A 17,754-nucleotide genomic window follows, 5' to 3' on the forward strand; every position below is an offset into this window, starting at 1 on the left:
ATGGATGCTTGGTCCCGTAGTCTCGAGCGCCTCGAAGCGGAGTTCCCGCCGGAAGACGTTCATACCTGGTTGAAGCCACTGCAGGCCGATCTGCGCGTGGACAGCCTGGTGCTGTATGCACCGAATGCCTTCATCGTCGACCAGGTCCGCGAGCTTTATCTGGCCCGGATCCGCGAACTGCTGGCGCATTTCGCCGGCTTCAGCGACGTTTTTCTTGAAATCGGCTCGCGCCCGCGCCCTGTGGAGGCACAGAACTCGCCGGTTTCCACGCCATCGGCGCATGTGTCCAGCGAACCGCAGGTGCCGTTTGCCGGCAACCTGGACAATCACTACACGTTCGCCAACTTCGTTGAAGGCCGCAGCAACCAGCTGGGCCTGGCCGCGGCGTTCCAGGCTGCGCAGAAACCGGGCGACCGTGCGCACAACCCACTGCTGCTGTACGGAGGCACCGGCCTGGGCAAGACCCACCTGATGTTCGCCGCCGGCAACGCGATGCGCCAGGCCAATCCAGGCGCGAAGGTGCTGTACCTGCGCTCGGAACAGTTCTTCAGCGCAATGATCCGGGCCCTGCAGGAAAAGACCATGGATCAGTTCAAGCGCCAGTTCCAGCAGGTGGACGCGCTGCTGATCGATGACATCCAGTTCTTCGCCGGCAAGGACCGCACCCAGGAAGAGTTCTTCCACACCTTCAACGCGCTGTTCGATGGCAAGCAGCAGATCATCCTGACCTGCGACCGTTATCCGCGCGAGGTCGAGGGCCTGGAAGCGCGCCTGAAGTCGCGGCTTGCCTGGGGCCTGTCGGTCGCGATCGAACCGCCGGACTTTGAAACCCGCGCCGCCATCGTGCTGGCCAAGGCGCGCGAACGCGGGGCCGAGATTCCCGATGATGTTGCGTTCCTGATCGCCAAGAAGATGCGCTCCAACGTGCGCGACCTCGAGGGCGCGCTCAATACCCTGACCGCCCGCGCCAATTTCACGGGCCGCGCGATCACCACCGAATTCGCCCAGGAAACCCTGCGCGACCTGCTGCGTGCCCAGCAGCAGGCGATCAGCATTCCCAACATCCAGAAAACCGTGGCCGACTACTACGGGCTGCAGATCAAGGATCTGCTGTCCAAGCGTCGGACCCGTTCGCTGGCCCGCCCCCGCCAGGTCGCCATGGCCCTGACCAAGGAGCTGACCGAGCACAGCCTGCCCGAGATCGGCGACGCGTTTGCCGGTCGCGATCACACCACGGTGCTGCATGCCTGCCGCCAGATCCGCACCCTGATGGAAACCGACGGCAAGCTCCGCGAGGACTGGGACAAGCTGATCCGGAAGCTGAGCGAATGATGCACGGATGCCGATGAGGCGTCATCGCACAAAACGGTGCAGAATCCGGTAGCAAGCGCGGGACACGTTGTGGATAAAAATGGCGTTTGAAATCGCGCCGAATTTATCCACAGCTTTCCCCACCCCCTGGGGGTCGGTAATACAGAGGGTTTCGAGGTATGAAATTCCTTTATTTACAAAGACTTAGCGTTGTTTTCCAGCGATTCTGTCTCTACCAGCACCACCAAGCTTTTGATTTATTCCACATTTTTTAAAGCATAGGGGCACGGAACCACATGCGTTTCACACTGCAGCGCGAAGCCTTTCTCAAGCCGTTGGCACAGGTCGTCAACGTGGTCGAACGCCGCCAGACCCTTCCGGTTCTGGCCAATTTCCTGGTCCAGGTACAGAACGGCCAGCTGTCGCTGACCGGTACCGACCTGGAAGTGGAGATGGTGTCGCGGATCGCGGTTGAAGACGCCCAGGACGGCGAAACCACCATTCCCGCCCGCAAACTGTTCGAGATCATCCGTGCCCTGCCCGACGGCAGCCGGATCACCGTCTCGCAGACCGGTGACAAGATCACCGTGCAGGCCGGCCGCAGCCGCTTCACCCTGGCAACCCTGCCCTCCAACGACTTCCCGTCGGTGGACGAAGTGGAAGCCACCGAGCGCGTGGCCATTGGCGAAGCGACCCTCAAGGAACTGATCGAACGCACCGCGTTCGCGATGGCCCAGCAGGACGTGCGCTACTACCTCAACGGCCTGCTGTTCGATCTGCGCGGCGATGCCCTGCGGACCGTCGCCACCGACGGCCATCGCCTGGCCCTGTGTGAAACCGACCTGGCCAAGCCCAGCGGTTCCAAGCGCCAGATCATCGTGCCCCGCAAGGGCGTGACCGAACTGCAGCGCCTGCTGGAAAGCGGCGATCGCGAGATCGAGCTGGAAGTCGGCCGCAGCCACGTCCGCGTCAAGCGCGACGATGTCACCTTCACCTCGAAGCTGATCGACGGTCGCTTCCCGGATTACGAGGCGGTGATCCCGATCGGTGCCGACCGCGAAGTTAAGGTGGATCGCGAAGCGCTGCGCGCCTCGCTGCAGCGCGCTGCGATCCTGTCCAACGAGAAGTATCGCGGCATCCGCGTGGAAGTCTCGCCGGGCAACCTGAAGATCAGCGCGCACAACCCGGAGCAGGAAGAAGCCCAGGAAGAAATCGAAGCCGACACCACGGTCAGCGATCTGGCCATTGGCTTCAATGTGAACTACCTGCTGGATGCCCTGTCCGCGCTGCGCGACGAGGAAGTCATCATCCAGCTGCGCGACTCCAATTCCTCGGCGCTGGTGCGTGAATCCAGCAGTGAGAAGTCGCGTCACGTAGTCATGCCGCTGCGTCTCTGACAGCAGCGCTGTTCCACGTGGAACCGAACGACGCCCGGGATCTTCCCGGGCGTTTTTTTTGTTCCACGTGGAGCATTGAATCGGGTTGCCGAGCAGCCTCCGTTTGGAGGGACGTCATCCTTCTTGTTGGTCCCCTCTTTCGCTCTGCCTTCAGCACCATTCATGGCGAGCGTTGGAACCTGCGATTGCAGCCAATGCCCGCTGGCGCATCCCCTTCGATCGGAAGCGCCCGCACCTGGATTCTCAACGCGGTGCATTCGGCCAGATCTGACTGGATTGACGAAGCGCCCCGCCGCTGATGCCGCGATCCCCGCTGCTTCTGCAAACGCCTCTGTCCACAGGAGCGATTCGAGGCAGTTTGGGCCAAGCCTAGCTTCTAAATCTGGGTATAAATCTAAAGCATGGTGGTGATGGTAGGGCCAGATTTCGTGGAGAAACAAGCTATCTATATGATTTAAAAGAAATTTATAAGCCTGAAACCCCCTGTATAGAGGCCCCTAAGGCTGGGGGGGAACCTGTGGATAGTTTTCAGCGGCAGGCAAAAGGGCTTTTTTATCCACAGATTGCCCATACCTTGTGTATAAGTCATACAGACCCGCTGTGGACAGCGTGAAACGAAGGCGCTGAATTCTTTGAAATCTGTGGAACCCTCCAGGACACTGGATCGCAGATTTGAAGGAATCCGGGGGGGGCATCCGACCGCACCCCCTGCCGAAGCGCGCACTCACACCTGTGTAAAAGCGCTGGAATCGTTGAAATCTGAGGGTCGATGCCCTGCTGCCCTCGGCAGAATTGAAGGGATTTCGGTCACGTCCAGGCCTGCAAGGGGCCAAGCGGACGGCGTGGGGCCACGTGGAACGTGCGATTGCCAAGCGCGCAGAGGCCTCTGCTCTGCTTGGTCGCTGGCGTGGCGCGTCCTCCTTGACCGATGCAGTAAGCTGATGGATTCCCTGCCCCACTACCGCCTCGTGCGGATGGTCTTTCGCGCCCCATGCTTATCCGCCGCCTCGCCCTGCACCAACTGCGTCGTTTCAGTGCGGTGGACCTGTCGCCCCAGCCGGGATTGAACCTGCTGACCGGCGACAACGGTGCCGGCAAGACCAGCGTGCTCGAAGCCTTGCATCTGATGGCCTATGGACGCAGCTTCCGTGGCCGGGTCCGCGATGGATTGGTGCGCCAGGGCCAGGAAGCGTTGGAAATCTTCGTGGAATGGGACGAACAGCGTGCCGATCACCCGTCCCACCGCCGAAAGGCCGGGCTGCGCCACAGCGGCCAGGACTGGAAGGGGCGATTGGACGGCGAAGATGTCGCGCAGCTGGGCAATCTCTGTGCAGCGCTGGCGGTGGTGACGTTCGAGCCCGGCAGCCATGCGTTGGTCAGTGGTGGTGGCGAGCCCCGCCGCCGCTTCCTCGATTGGGGCTTGTTCCACGTGGAACCGGGCTTTCTGTCCCTGTGGCGCCGTTACTCCCGGGCGCTGAAGCAGCGCAATGCCCTGCTCAAGCAGGGCGGGCCCTCGCGGATGCTCGATACCTGGGATCACGAGCTGGCAGAGGCCGGAGAACCACTGACAAGCCGCCGCCAGCACTACCTGGAGCGTCTGCAGCAGCGCACTGTGGCCTTGGCCGCCAGCCTGGCGCCGCAACTCGGCATCCAGGGACTGGAACTGAGTCCTGGATGGCGGCGGCATGAACTTCCGCTGGCCGATGCCCTGCTTCTGGCCCGGGAACGCGACCGCCAGGCTGGGTATACCTCGGTCGGCCCGCACCGGGCGGACTGGAGCGTTGATTTCCAGAGCATTCCGGGTCGCGATGCGCTGTCCCGGGGCCAGGCCAAGCTGACGGCATTGGCCTGCCTGCTCGCGCAGGCCGAAGACTATGCCGAACAGCGTGGCGAATGGCCGGTGATCGCGCTGGATGATCTGGCTTCGGAGCTGGATCGCACCCACCAGGCGCGGGTACTGGAGCGCCTGCTCAATGGCCCAGCACAGATCTTCATCACCGCCACCGAAACCCCAGCGGCGCTGCACGAACTGACCCACATCGCCCGGTTCCACGTGGAACATGCACAGATCGTGGCTGTGCCATAGTGGGCGCACCAGGGCCGCTCGACCCCGGCTGGTATAATTCGGGTTGGAATCCTTTCATTCTCGGCGCATCGCCCCAAGCGGTGGCCGACCTGCGGAGCCTACGGCAAGCGCAATGAGCGACGAACAGAACACCCCGGCAAACAACGGCAATTACGACGCCAACAGCATTACCGCCCTGGAAGGCCTGGAGGCTGTCCGCAAGCGTCCCGGCATGTACATCGGTGACGTGCATGACGGCACCGGTCTGCACCACATGGTGTTCGAGGTTGTCGACAACTCGATCGACGAAGCGCTGGCCGGCCACGCCGACCACGTCGCGGTGACGATCCACGCCGACGGCTCGGTTTCGGTGTCCGACAACGGCCGTGGTATCCCGACCGGCAAGCATGAGCAGATGAGTGCCAAGCTCGGTCGCGAAGTGTCTGCGGCCGAAGTCGTCATGACCGTCCTGCACGCAGGCGGCAAGTTCGACGACAACAGCTACAAGGTTTCGGGCGGTCTGCACGGCGTCGGCGTCAGCGTGGTCAATGCGCTGTCGCAGAAGCTGCTGGTGGACGTGTTCCAGAACGGCTTTCACTACCAGCAGGAATTCAGCAACGGCGCCGCAGTGACCGCGCTGGCCAAGCTGGAAACCACCACCAAGCGCGGCACCACCGTGCGCTTCTGGCCGTCCACCGTCGCCTTCCACGACAACGTGGAGTTCCACTACGACATCCTGGCCCGTCGCCTGCGCGAACTGTCGTTCCTGAACTCCGGCGTCAAGATCGTCCTTGCTGACGAGCGTGGCGATGGCCGCCGCGATGACTTCCACTACGAAGGCGGCATCCGCAGCTTCGTGGAGCACCTGGCCCAGCTGAAGACCCCGCTGCACCCGAATGTCATCTCGGTTACCGGCGAGCACAATGGCATCGTGGTGGATGTGGCGCTGCAGTGGACCGACTCCTACCAGGAGACGATGTACTGCTTCACCAACAACATCCCGCAGAAGGACGGTGGTACCCACCTGGCCGGTTTCCGCGGTGCGCTGACCCGCGTGCTCAACAACTACATCGAGCAGAACGGCATCGCCAAGCAGGCCAAGATCAACCTGACCGGCGACGACATGCGCGAAGGCATGATTGCGGTGCTGTCGGTGAAGGTGCCGGACCCGAGCTTCTCCAGCCAGACCAAGGAAAAGCTGGTCAGCTCCGACGTGCGCCCGGCGGTGGAAAACGCCTTCGGTGCGCGCCTGGAAGAATTCCTGCAGGAAAACCCGAACGAAGCCAAGGCGATCGCCGGCAAGATCGTCGATGCCGCACGTGCACGTGAAGCCGCGCGCAAGGCCCGCGACCTGACCCGCCGCAAGGGTGCGCTGGATATCGCCGGCCTGCCGGGCAAGCTGGCCGACTGCCAGGAAAAGGATCCGGCGCTGTCCGAGCTGTTCATCGTCGAGGGTGACTCGGCAGGTGGCTCGGCCAAGCAGGGCCGCAATCGCAAGAACCAGGCGGTGCTGCCGCTGCGCGGCAAGATCCTCAACGTGGAACGCGCGCGCTTCGACCGCATGCTGTCCTCCGACCAGGTCGGTACGCTGATCACCGCGCTGGGCACCGGCATCGGCCGTGACGAGTACAACCCGGACAAGCTGCGTTACCACAAGATCATCATCATGACCGACGCCGACGTCGACGGCGCCCACATCCGCACCCTGCTGCTGACGTTCTTCTACCGTCAGATGCCGGAGCTGATCGAGCGCGGTTACGTCTACATCGGCCTGCCGCCGCTGTACAAGATCAAGCAGGGCAAGCAGGAGCTGTATCTGAAGGATGACCCGGCGCTGGACAGCTACCTGGCCAGCAGCGCGGTGGAAAACGCTGCGCTGGTGCCGGCCACCGGCGAACCAGGCATCGAAGGCCTGGCACTGGAGAAGCTGCTGCTGGCGTACGCCGCTGCCCTCGATTCCATCGAGCGCAACGCGCACCGCTACGACCGCAACCTGCTCGAAGCGCTGGTCGATTTCGTGCCGATGGACCTGGAGAGCCTGCGCAGTGCCGGCGAAGGCGAAGGCCTGGATGCACTGGCCAAGCGACTCAACCAGGGCAGCCTGGGCAGCCCGCGCTTCAGCCTGGAGCTGCAGGAAGCCAACGATGAGCGTCCGGCCGCCGTACTGGTCACCCGTCGCCACATGGGCGAACAGCACATCCAGGTACTGCCCATGTCGGCGTTCGAGAGTGGTGAACTGCGCGCGATCCACCAGGCCTCCAAGCTGCTGCATGGCCTGGTTCGCGAAGGTGCAACCATCTCCCGCGGCGCCAAGTCGATCGAAGTGGACAGCTTCGCCAAGGCGCAGAACTGGCTGCTCGAAGAGGCCAAGCGTGGCCGCCAGATCCAGCGATTCAAGGGTCTGGGTGAAATGAATCCGGAGCAGCTGTGGGACACCACCGTGAACCCGGAAACCCGCCGACTGCTGCAGGTGCGCATCGAAGACGCTGTCGCAGCCGACCAGATCTTCAGCACCCTGATGGGCGATGTCGTCGAACCGCGTCGCGATTTCATCGAGGACAACGCGCTGAAGGTCGCCAACCTGGATATCTGACACAATCCGGTGATGGCCGGTGCGCGGGGAGGCGCGCCGGCCTTCGATCCTTGAACGCAGGTACCCGATGTCCGCATCCGCCCCGGCTTCCGCCCCGCCCCCGATTCCGCCGGCCTCGGCCGCGCCGCGTGTCGCTTCACCGCTGGCGGGGTTTTTCATCGATCTGGGCATCGCCGCTGTCACCCTGTTCGGCCTGAGCCTGATCAGCGGCCTGCTGTGGGGCCTTTACCGTGGTGTGGTGGTTGGCTACGCCAATGCGCAGGCCAGCGGTGGAACGCCCGACGCCAATTCGGTCGCGGCGACACTGGGCCAGCCCGGCGCGCTTGCACAGATTCTCATGGCGCTGTTTGCCACCGGTGGCGCTGCGTTGCTGCTGTACTTCTGGCGACGGCCAGCCAATACCGCCGAGCGTCACGCGTCGCGCCAGGCGCTGCGCCGCCCCTCCACCTGGGGCTGGACCCTGCTGGTGGCGACCCTGATCGTGCTCGGCAGCAACGGCATTGCCTTCCTGGCCAAGCAGTTCGGCATCGAGCCGGTCCCCACCAATCTGGCGCTGATGCAGAGCGCGATCGCACGTTTCCCGTTGTTCCTGGTGCTGTTCGCCGTGGCACTGGCGCCGGCCTACGAGGAACTGCTGTTCCGCCGCGTGCTGTTTGGCCGCCTGTGGAAGGCCGGGCGCCCGTGGTTGGGCGTGGTACTGAGCAGCCTCGCATTCGCCCTGATCCATGAGATCCCTGGAACCAGCGCCAATGGCCCGGCCGAAATCGCACAACTTTGGCTGGTCTATGGCGGCATGGGGGCTGCGTTCTGCTGGCTCTACCAGCGTACCGGCACGTTGTGGGCGGCGATCACCGCGCATGCGTTGAACAATGCGGTTGCCCTTGCCGCGATGGTGTTCCTGGGGTCAACGTAACGCCGCGTCCGCTTGACGAAAGATTAAGCCGCTACGCTACACACTGCCCATATGAACACGGGGGAGCTTCCATGAAACAACTGCTGCTGGCCCTTGTCATCACCACTCTGGTCAGCGCCTGCGCGACCACCACCTCCCCTACCGGCCGCCGGCAGATGGTGGGCGGCGTCTCGCAGGCACAGCTGGACCAGCTCGGCGCACAGGCGTTCGCCGAAACAAAGCAGAAGGAAAAGATCAGCACCGACGGCCGCCAGAACGGTTACGTGCAGTGCGTGGTCAATGCCCTGGTCGCGCAGTTGCCGCCTCAGTACCGTGGCGTACGGTGGGAGACGGCAGTGTTCGTCGACAAGGAGCCCAACGCCTTCGCCCTGCCCGGCGGCAAGGTCGGCGTGAACACCGGCATCTTCACCGTGGCCAAGAATCAGGACCAGCTGGCTGCCGTGATCGGCCATGAAATCGGCCATGTCATCGCCCGTCACCACGAAGAACGCATCACCCGCCAGATGGGCGCGCAGACCGGCCTGGCCGTGCTCGGTGCGCTGGCCGGTGCGGCCTATGGCGAAGGCGCTGCCAGCACCGTCAACCAGCTCGGCGGCATGGGCGCGCAGACGGCCTTCCTGCTGCCCGGCTCACGCACCCAGGAAAGCGAGGCTGACGTAATCGGCCAGCGGCTGATGGCCCAGGCCGGTTTCAATCCGGCGCAGGCAGTGGACCTGTGGCAGAACATGATGGCCGCCAGCGGCGGCCGCAGCCCGCAATGGCTGTCCACCCACCCCGATCCGGCCAACCGGATCCAGGAACTGCGACGCGATGCCCCGGCCCTGACGCCGGTCTATCAGCAGGCGCAGGCGGCCGGGCTGCGGCCAAAGTGCGGATGAGTGCGCAGTTCTATGCTGTATTGCAGCACATAAAACGATTTCTCACGCCATCTGTTTCTGATACGTTTGGCGGCTCAGATTTTTCTGACAGTCCGACTTTGCCGCTAACCGGCGGTTCGATCGAGGTGAACGATGATTTTCCGTAACCACAAAGCTGTGCTTTCCGTCCTCGTCGCGACCGCCCTGACCGGCGCCGTGGTCACCGATGCCTTCGCGCAGTCCTCGCGTTCCTCCGAGCGCGGCAACCGCGGCGGCAAGCAGGCCAAGGCCGAGGCGCTGTACCCGAACGCGACCCGCCAGGAGCCGACGGTCAAGGCCTCGGCCAAGATGGGCAGCAAGCTGCAGAAAATGATCGACAGCTACAACAAGGAAAAGTTCCCGGAGACCCGCGAGCAGGCCGACGCGATCCTGGCTGACAGCGCCGCGAACGAGTACGACAAGTCGCTGGCCGCGCAGCTGGCCTCGCAGGCGGCCTACCAGACCGACGACGCCCCGGCGGCGATCGCCTATCTGAAGCAGGTTCTGCAGTTCAACGGCCTGGACAACAATGGCCACTTCCAGTCGATGCTGATGCTGGGCCAGCTGGAGCTGCAGGAAGACAAGACCGCCGAAGGCCTGGCAACCCTCGACAAGTACTTCGCCGAGAGCAAGTCGACCAAGCCGGAAGAACTGATCGCCAAGGGCCAGGCGCTGTACCAGCTGGAGCGCTACCAGGAAGCGATCCCGGTGCTGAAGCAGGCCATCGCCGGTTCCGCCGAACCGAAGGACAACTGGAACCAGCTGCTGATGGCGGCCCTGTCCGAAGCCGGCCAGTCCGGTGAAGCGGTCAAGGAAGCCGAGGCGCTGGCCGCCAAGAACCCGAACGACAAGAAGGCCCAGCTGAACCTGGCCAGCATGTACATGCAGGCCGACCAGATGGACAAGGCGGCCGCGGTGATGGACAAGCTGCGCAGCAGCGGCCAGCTCACCGAAGAGCGCGAGTACAAGCAGCTGTACTCGATCTATGCCAACACCGACAAAAAGGAAAAGGACGTCATCGCGGTCATCAACGAAGGGTTGCAGAAGGGCATCCTCAAGCCGGACTACCAGGTTTACCTGGCGCTGGCCCAGTCCTACTACTACTCCGACCAGGTGCCGCAGGCGATCGATGCGTGGCAGAAGGCTGCCCCGCTGTCCAAGGACGGTGAGACCTACCTGAACCTGGCACGCGTCCTGCATGCCGAAGGTCGCATCCCGGAGGCCAAGCAGGCCGCCCAGCAGGCGCTGGCGAAGGGTGTGAAGAACCAGGCTGATGCCAAGAAAATCATCAACCTGAAGTAAGTAGGAATAACGCCTGAATGCCTGCTCAGTTGATGCGCAGGCGCTCAGGATTGGTATAAGCTTGGAGGTTCCTGCGGTGTCATGCACCGCTGATCAGGGATTCCGCCCCCGGCATCCCGGCCCCACTATTGAGCTCTTGGCGCATGACGGAACAACTAGTCGTTCACCGGTACGAACAACCCGATGACAAGGGGCTGAGCTGGCCTCGCATCGTCGGCATCGCGTTTGTAATTGCCCTGCATCTGGCCGCCTTCATGATGCTCCTCATTCCCGCCGTGGCTCCCAAGGCCGTGGCTGAGAAGGAGCGCAACGTCATGGTGACCATCGTCGATGCGCCGCCGCCGCCGCCGCCGCCGCCGCCGCCGCCGCCGCCGACCGATACTCCGCCGCCGCCGGTGAAGAATCTGTCGCCGCCGAAGCCGTCGCCGGTCCCGCCGCCGCCGCAGGCGCCGGTCGTGGACGTGCCGGAGCCGCGCCCGAGCGATATCGTCACCCCGCCGTCGCCCCCCGCGCCGCCGGCACCTGCGACCTCGATCGAGGCCAGCGTGGACATCTCGTCGAAGGCCATGAATCCGCCGCGCTACCCGCCGGCAGCCTTCCGCGCTGGTATCCAGGGCGAAGTGATCCTGATCATTGATGTCGATGCCAGCGGCAACGTCACCAATGTCACGGTGGAAAAGTCCAGCCGTAACCGCGACCTGGACCGTGCCGCGATGGAAGCGGCTCGCAAGTGGCGCTTCAACGCCGCTGAATCTGGCGGTAAGAAGGCGGCAGGTCGCGTTCGCGTCCCGGTCAACTTTGCGCTGAACTGATGCGCCCGGGTGGCCGCCTGGCCACCCCCGCTCCCGGTTCGATTGTTTAGCTTAGCTACACCCTTTATCACCACACACAACAAAGGTAAGCGTCATGCTGCAGGAAATTTTCATCGCCGCTGCTGCCGGGGGCAATCCGTCCAACGCCCTGTCGCAGATGGGCTTCGAGCACCTGATCCACGAAATGACCACCAAGCCGGGTGATTTCGCGGTTTCCTGGGTCGTGCTGCTGACCCTGATCGCCATGTCGGCCATGTCCTGGTACTGGACCGTCATCAACATCTTCCGTGCGACCCGCCTGAAGAGCGCCGCTGATCGCGTCGTCAGCCTGTTCTGGGACACCCCGAACGCACAGGACGCCATCCGTGCGATGGAAGAGCAGCCGGCTTCGGAGCCGTTCTCGAAGATCGCCCTGGACGCTGCCCAGGCTGCTGCGCACCACCAGCGCGCTGAAGGCGGCGCCACCGGCGGCGTGGGTGAGAACCTGAGCCGTTCGGAGTTCGTCGACCGCGCCCTGCGTCAGGCCGTGACCCGCGAAAGCAACAAGCTGCAGTCGGGCATGACCCTGCTGGCCACCGTCGGCGCGACCGCTCCGTTCGTCGGTCTGCTGGGTACCGTGTGGGGCATCTACGGCGCGCTGATCAAGATCGGTGCCACCGGCTCCGCTTCGATCGACGCCGTTGCCGGCCCGGTGGGTGAAGCGCTGATCATGACCGCGATCGGTCTGTTCGTCGCAATCCCGGCCGTGTTCGCCTTCAACTTCTTCAGCAAGATCAACAGCGCGACCATCAGCAAGTTCGATACCTTCGCGCACGACCTGCACGACTTCTTCGCCACCGGCTCGCGCGTCCGCTAATTGCGGCGCGCGTCACCCAGCGACGAACGTAAGTAGTCACCAAGATCTAGACGGAGCCCGTTATGGCTTTCAGTAGTGGTAACAGCGGCGGCCCCATGGCCGACATCAACGTTACGCCCCTCGTGGACGTGATGCTGGTGCTGCTGATCATCTTCATCATCACGGCGCCCCTGATGTCCCACAAGGTCAAGGTGGATCTGCCGGAAGCCAACCTGATCCAGAAGCCGGAAGACGCTGAAAAGCGTTCCGGACCGATCACCCTGGCAGTCAAGGAAGACGGCTCGATCTACTGGAACGACGAAGAAATCAACAAGCAGACTCTCGAGTCCCGCTTGGCGACCGCCGCCCAGCAGACCCCGCAGCCGCCGCTGAACCTGCGTGGTGACCGCACCACCAAGATGCGCGTCATCAACGACCTGACCAAGGTCGCGCAGGAGCAGGGCATGCTGGACGTCGGCTTCGTCGCGACCAAAGAAAAGGGGCAATAAGCCATGGCATTCAGTAGTGGTGGTGGCAAGGGCCCCATGGCAGACATCAACGTCACGCCCCTCGTGGACGTGATGCTGGTTCTGCTGATCATCTTCATCGTGACCGCGCCGATCATGACGTACCCGATCGCCGTCGACCTGCCGCAGCGCGTGCTCAACCCACCGCCGCAGCTGGTTGAACCGCCGCCGCCGATCGAACTGAAGATCGACGCCAGCAACCAGGTCTCGTGGAACAACAGCCCGATCAATACCAGCGAGCTGCAGCAGCGGATGGAGCAGGAGGTCCAGCGTGACCCGACCAACCAGCCGGAACTGCGCATCGACGCCAGCCCGGATTCCGAGTACGACGTGATGGCCAAGGTTCTGGCCGCCGCGAAGAATGCTCAGATGAAGAAGATCGGTTTTGTGCAGCAGTAATCGCTACACCGCAACACAACAGTCATGACGCGACTGCAGACGCCCCTGGAAACAGGGGCGTTTTTTTTTGCGCTCATCACGCCGCCATGGGGTCAGATCCCTTTTCCTCAGGAAAAGGGATCTGACCCCATCAGGGAGCACGCGCCCGCTATGATCGGCGGATGCTCGCCCTCTTCGACTCCCTGCGCCACTGGCTCGACGGCATCGCCCACCTCGGCACGATCCTGGCGGTAGCCTATCTGCTGTACCTGCTCGCGCTGACCGGCTGGATCATGCTGCAGAAGCGTGAGCCGGTGGCCACGCTGAGCTGGATCCTGTCGCTGGCGCTGCTGCCCTACCTCGGCTTGTTCATCTATTACCTGCTGGGCCCGCAGAAGGTGAAGCGTCAGCGGCTGCGCCGTGGCCGTGCCCGTTCGGGCATGGAGCACTACAGCGACGTCTGCCCGCCCGATGCCGACTGCACCGAGCTGGCCAAGATCGCCCAGGCCACCACCGGCCTGGCGCCGAGCAGCGCCACCGAAGTGACCTGGCTTGTGGACGGTGCCGCTACGTACGCCGCTCTGTTGGAAGCGGTGACGCAGGCTCGCGATCACGTGCACCTGGAGTACTACATCTTCAATCCGGACCACGCCGGCACCGCGCTGCGCGATGCCCTGGTCGAACGCGCCCGCGCCGGCGTGCAGGTGCGCCTGCTGCTGGATGCCGTGGGATCCTCCGCCCTCCCCCGCCGCTTCCTGCAACCATTGCTGGACGCAGGCGGCGAGGCCATCTGGTTCCATCCGCGGCAACTGCTGAAGCCCTTCAAGCGCCCGTGGCTGAACCTGCGTACCCACCGCAAGCTGGTGATCATCGACGGTCGCTTGGCCTTCACCGGTGGCATCAACATCACTGACGAAGAGGACGAAAGCCGCCGGCCCGACGCCTACCGCGACCTGCACATGCGCATCCGCGGCCATGTGGTGCGCAGCCTGCAGCTGGTGTTCGCCGAAGACTGGCTCTATGCCAGTGGCCAGGATCCCTCGCGCATGGACATTGCCCGTCTTTGGCCGGCCGACATGCCGCTGCGCGGCGATGGTGCCATCAACGCCCAGGTGCTGGTCTCAGGGCCAGACTCCGGCTGGGAAACCATCCATCGGCTGCACGTGGCGGCGATCCAGGAGGCGCACGAACGGGTCTGGCTGGTGACGCCCTACTTCGTGCCCGGCGAAGCCGCGCGGATGGCGCTGACCTCGGCCGCGCTGGGCGGCCTGGACGTGCGCCTGCTGGTGCCGAAGATGAGCGATTCCTGGTTCGTCACCCAGGCCGCGCGCTCCTACTTCGACGAACTGCTGCATGCCGGGGTAAAGATCTACGAGTACGGCCCGCGCATGCTGCATACCAAGGCCTTCATCGCCGATGACGACGTCTGCATCGTCGGCAGTGCCAACTTCGACCACCGCAGCTTCCGGCTGAACTTCGAGCTGTCGATGATGATCAGCGACCGTGACCGCGTCGCCGCCCTGGCCGGGCTGCTGCAGGGAGAGTTCGACCGCGCCACCCGCGTGCACGACCAGGCCGGCCGCTCGCTGTGGCTGCACCGCCTGCCCGAGGCCTTCGCCCGGCTGGCCTCGCCGCTGCTCTGACGCAGCGCTACACTGCGGCGATCATCCGGGGAGCCCGACTATGTACTGGTTGTACCTGCTGCTGGCGCTGGGCTGTTTCGCCTTCGCGCTGAAGACCCCCAGCGCCGCATTGATGACCCTGTGCCTGCTGGCCGCCCTGGCCTTCCTGCTGGCCTGGGTGCGCGGCCGCTATGTGGCCCGCTTCGGCGACCTTCAGCGGGACCCTGCCACGCTTGTCGATGCCGAGGAACTGCGCCGCCTGCGCGAGCAGGCCCAGGCCCGCCGCAATGACGACGCCAACGACCACGATCCGTCCCCTCTTTCCAAGTAGTTCCGTTCCATGACCCAGCTCAGCGTCAACGTCAACAAGATCGCCGTCCTGCGTAATTCGCGCGGCGGCGCCGAACCGGACGTGGTGCGTGCCGCCCAGGCCTGCCTGGATGCCGGTGCGCATGGCATCACCGTGCACCCGCGGCCGGACCGCCGCCATATCACCGCCGAGGACGTGCTGGCGCTGTCGACGCTGACCCGCGCGCGGGGCGTCGAATTCAACATCGAAGGCAACCCATTCGCGCCGCCGCGCGAGGGCTACCCCGGGCTGCTGCCGTTGTGCGAACAGACCCGCCCGGCGCAGGCCACGCTGGTGCCGGATGGCGATGGGCAGATCACGTCCGATCACGGTTTCGACTTCGAGCGTGACGGCGAGCGGCTGCGACCACTGGTGGCCGAACTGAAGGCGATGGGTTGCCGGGTCAGCCTGTTCGTCGACGCCGGTAATCCGCTGCTGGAGCAGGCGGCCGAAGTCGGTGCAGATCGCATCGAGCTGTACACCGGCCCCTACGCCGAAGCGCACGCCGCCGGCGATGCCGAGGCAATGCTGGCGTTGTTCGCCACCGCCGCGCGCCGCGCACAGGCGGTGGGACTGGGCGTCAACGCCGGCCACGACCTGTCGCAGGACAACCTGCGCGATTTCCTGGCCCACGTGCCGGACGTGCTGGAGGTGTCGATCGGTCATGCGCTGATCGGCGAGGCGCTGTATGACGGGCTGGATGCCACGGTGCGGGGCTACCTGGCACTGCTGTAACCGATGGATGCAGCCGAGCATGGGCTCGGCTCTACAAAAGGTAGCCGTATCCCACTGTAGAGCCGAGCCCACGCTCGGCTCAGACTTGCCCTGAACCCTTCAGGCGGCCGTCGCAGCCGCTGAGACAGGCGCGGCGTACCCTGCGGGCATGGGTATCGCGATCAAGGGCCGAGGTTCCACGTCCCACCTTGCCGGACGCTTTGAAAGCACCGTCAGCGAGGCGGTGGACGACGGCTGGGCGGTTGACGAGAGCGAGGAGTTCCTCGCGCCGCGCCTGCGCACCGAAGTACGCGCCGAGACCGCACGCAGCATCATCAGCCGCAACACTTCGCCGGACGTTGGCTTCAGCCAATCGGTGAATCCGTACCGCGGTTGCGAGCATGGCTGCTCGTACTGCTTCGCGCGTCCCTCGCACGCCTATCTGAACCTGTCGCCGGGCCTGGATTTCGAGACCAAGCTGTTTGCCAAGACCAATGCGCCGCAGCTGCTGCGCAAGGAGTTGTCGAAGCCGGGCTATGTGCCACAGCCGATCGCGCTGGGCATCAACACCGACGCGTACCAGCCGATCGAGCGCAAGTTCAAGCTGACCCGCCAGCTGATCGAAGTGATGCTGGAAACCAAGCATCCATTTTCGTTGATTACCAAGAACGCGCTGGTCGAGCGCGACATCGATCTGCTCGCACCGTTGGCGGCGGAAAACCTGGTCAGCGTGCACTTCTCGGTGACCTCGCTGGACCCTCATCTTTCCGCAAAGCTGGAACCGCGTGCATCAGCGCCGCATGCACGGCTGCGCGCGATGAAGCGCCTGCATGAAGCGGGCATTCCGGTGGGAGTGATGGTGGCGCCGGTAATCCCGTGGATCAACGACAGCGAACTGGAAGCCGTGCTGGAGGCCGCACATGATGCCGGCGCCAGCACAGCCGGTTACGTGCTGCTGCGCCTGCCGCTGGAAGTGGCGCCGTTGTTCCGCGACTGGCTCGATACCCATCATCCCGATCGCGCCGCGCACGTGATGAGCACCATTCAGCAGCTGCGCGGCGGCAAAGACTACGACAGCCAGTTCGGCACGCGCATGCGCGGCCAGGGCGTGTATGCCGATCTGTTGAACAACCGCTTCAAGCTGGCGCGAAAGCGTCTCGGCTTCAATGCGCAGAACAGCCATTGGCCGAAGCTGGATTGCAGCCGGTTCCAGAAGCCGTTGCCGCCGAAGAAGGATTCGCCGCAGGGAAGTCTGTTCTGAGTCCATCAGTCGAGCATGGCTCGACGCTGCATTCGAGGCTGTCGAGCAGGCTCGAGATCAACCCCCGAACAACTTCTGCGCACTCTGGAACAGGATCCAGCTGGTGGCGATGAACTTGTCGCCGCCCTGCGGTCGGTTGCCCCGATGGGTGTGGGTGAACGCGGTCGGCGCAATCAACAGACTGCCGGTGCGCGGCACGATCTTCCGCCCCTGGAACAGGAACTCGGTCTCGCCTTCGTCAAAGTCGTCGTTGAGGTACAGCGTCCACAGCACGTGCCGGTGCAGGGTCTCGGCCTGCGCATCCTTCGGGTACAGCTCGCAGTGCCAGTACGGGTAACCGCCTTCGCCTGCCGCATACCACTGCAGGTTGATCGCACCCGGGCGCAGGCAGGTGCGGGCAAGATCGGCCAGTTGCTGCTGCGGCATGTCAGGGAAGTCCTCGGCAGACAGGCGTCGCGGTTGGCCGTTGCTGTCCTGGATCTGCAACATCAGCGGGGCGATCAATGCCTGTGGATAACGGCGTAGATAAGTCAGCAGGCCGTCGAACACCGCGTGCTGCAGCTGATGGTCCACATCCTGCCAGCCATCAAGGCCGCTGATGCGCAGATCCTTGCTGTGCTTGAGTTCCGGGAACACGCCACTGCCCACGGCACCGGGCTGCAGGCCACGCGCCGCCCGCATGCGCTCGACGATCGCTGCGCAGACCTCGCTGGGGACCGCGTTGTGGATGACCTCGATGAAATCGACCGGGCCCTGCTCGTGCATGCGTGCATTCCTTA

General features: G+C 64.1%; 16 protein-coding genes. 15 read left to right on the forward strand and 1 reads right to left on the reverse strand.

The features are described 5' to 3' along the window. From dnaA to AASM09_RS00075, 15 genes are all read left to right on the forward strand, one after another. Complete coding sequence (gene dnaA, locus AASM09_RS00005) at positions 1-1,332, forward strand: chromosomal replication initiator protein DnaA (RefSeq protein WP_049429225.1); 1,332 nt, start codon at positions 1-3, stop codon at positions 1,330-1,332. 275 nt (positions 1,333-1,607) lie between these two features. After that, entirely contained in the window at positions 1,608-2,708 is a 1,101-nt protein-coding gene (gene dnaN / locus AASM09_RS00010) for a DNA polymerase III subunit beta (RefSeq protein WP_005411731.1), read from the forward strand. Between the two features lie 991 nt (positions 2,709-3,699). Next, positions 3,700-4,794 (forward strand): DNA replication/repair protein RecF, encoded by a 1,095-nt coding sequence (recF, locus tag AASM09_RS00015; protein ID WP_049429185.1) that lies wholly within the window; start codon positions 3,700-3,702, stop codon positions 4,792-4,794. A 112-nt stretch (positions 4,795-4,906) separates the two neighbouring features. Continuing rightward, complete coding sequence (gene gyrB / locus AASM09_RS00020) at positions 4,907-7,366, forward strand: DNA topoisomerase (ATP-hydrolyzing) subunit B (RefSeq protein WP_049429184.1); 2,460 nt, start codon at positions 4,907-4,909, stop codon at positions 7,364-7,366. A 67-nt stretch (positions 7,367-7,433) separates the two neighbouring features. Continuing rightward, positions 7,434-8,279, forward strand: a complete 846-nt coding sequence (locus tag AASM09_RS00025; protein WP_049429183.1) for a CPBP family intramembrane glutamic endopeptidase — start codon at positions 7,434-7,436, stop codon at positions 8,277-8,279. Positions 8,280-8,350: 71 nt separating this feature from the next. After that, entirely contained in the window at positions 8,351-9,157 is an 807-nt protein-coding gene (locus tag AASM09_RS00030; protein ID WP_010487422.1) for a M48 family metallopeptidase, read from the forward strand. 132 nt (positions 9,158-9,289) lie between these two features. Next, complete coding sequence (locus AASM09_RS00035) at positions 9,290-10,477, forward strand: tetratricopeptide repeat protein (RefSeq protein WP_049429182.1); 1,188 nt, start codon at positions 9,290-9,292, stop codon at positions 10,475-10,477. Positions 10,478-10,620: 143 nt separating this feature from the next. Next, positions 10,621-11,289: an energy transducer TonB gene (locus AASM09_RS00040; protein WP_049429181.1), complete on the forward strand. Its 669-nt coding sequence runs from the start codon at positions 10,621-10,623 to the stop codon at positions 11,287-11,289. 94 nt (positions 11,290-11,383) lie between these two features. Further along, positions 11,384-12,145, forward strand: a complete 762-nt coding sequence (gene exbB / locus AASM09_RS00045; protein ID WP_005411738.1) for a TonB-system energizer ExbB — start codon at positions 11,384-11,386, stop codon at positions 12,143-12,145. A gap of 62 nt (positions 12,146-12,207) precedes the next feature. After that, complete coding sequence (locus AASM09_RS00050; RefSeq protein WP_005411739.1) at positions 12,208-12,633, forward strand: ExbD/TolR family protein; 426 nt, start codon at positions 12,208-12,210, stop codon at positions 12,631-12,633. Between the two features lie 3 nt (positions 12,634-12,636). Next, a complete protein-coding gene (locus AASM09_RS00055; protein ID WP_005411740.1) occupies positions 12,637-13,050 on the forward strand; it encodes an ExbD/TolR family protein in 414 nt (137 codons plus the stop codon). A 161-nt stretch (positions 13,051-13,211) separates the two neighbouring features. Beyond that, complete coding sequence (gene cls / locus AASM09_RS00060; protein WP_049429179.1) at positions 13,212-14,672, forward strand: cardiolipin synthase; 1,461 nt, start codon at positions 13,212-13,214, stop codon at positions 14,670-14,672. 40 nt (positions 14,673-14,712) lie between these two features. Then, positions 14,713-14,982 carry a hypothetical protein gene (locus tag AASM09_RS00065; protein WP_049429178.1) on the forward strand — a complete coding sequence of 90 codons (270 nt, stop codon included), beginning with the start codon at positions 14,713-14,715 and terminating at the stop codon, positions 14,980-14,982. 9 nt (positions 14,983-14,991) lie between these two features. Further along, entirely contained in the window at positions 14,992-15,735 is a 744-nt protein-coding gene (locus AASM09_RS00070) for a pyridoxine 5'-phosphate synthase (protein ID WP_049429177.1), read from the forward strand. A 148-nt stretch (positions 15,736-15,883) separates the two neighbouring features. Beyond that, positions 15,884-16,975, forward strand: a complete 1,092-nt coding sequence (locus AASM09_RS00075) for a PA0069 family radical SAM protein (protein ID WP_024958794.1) — start codon at positions 15,884-15,886, stop codon at positions 16,973-16,975. Positions 16,976-17,032: 57 nt separating this feature from the next. On the opposite strand, the gene AASM09_RS00080 is transcribed toward AASM09_RS00075, so the two are convergent. After that, the gene (locus AASM09_RS00080) at positions 17,033-17,740 is read right to left on the reverse strand and encodes a 2OG-Fe(II) oxygenase (RefSeq protein WP_049429176.1); all 708 of its coding nucleotides are present in this window, start codon (positions 17,738-17,740) and stop codon (positions 17,033-17,035) included. Positions 17,741-17,754 lie beyond the last annotated feature (14 nt).

The organism is Stenotrophomonas maltophilia (assembly GCF_039555535.1).
In the GTDB taxonomy this organism is placed as follows: Bacteria; Pseudomonadota; Gammaproteobacteria; order Xanthomonadales; family Xanthomonadaceae; genus Stenotrophomonas; species Stenotrophomonas maltophilia_Q.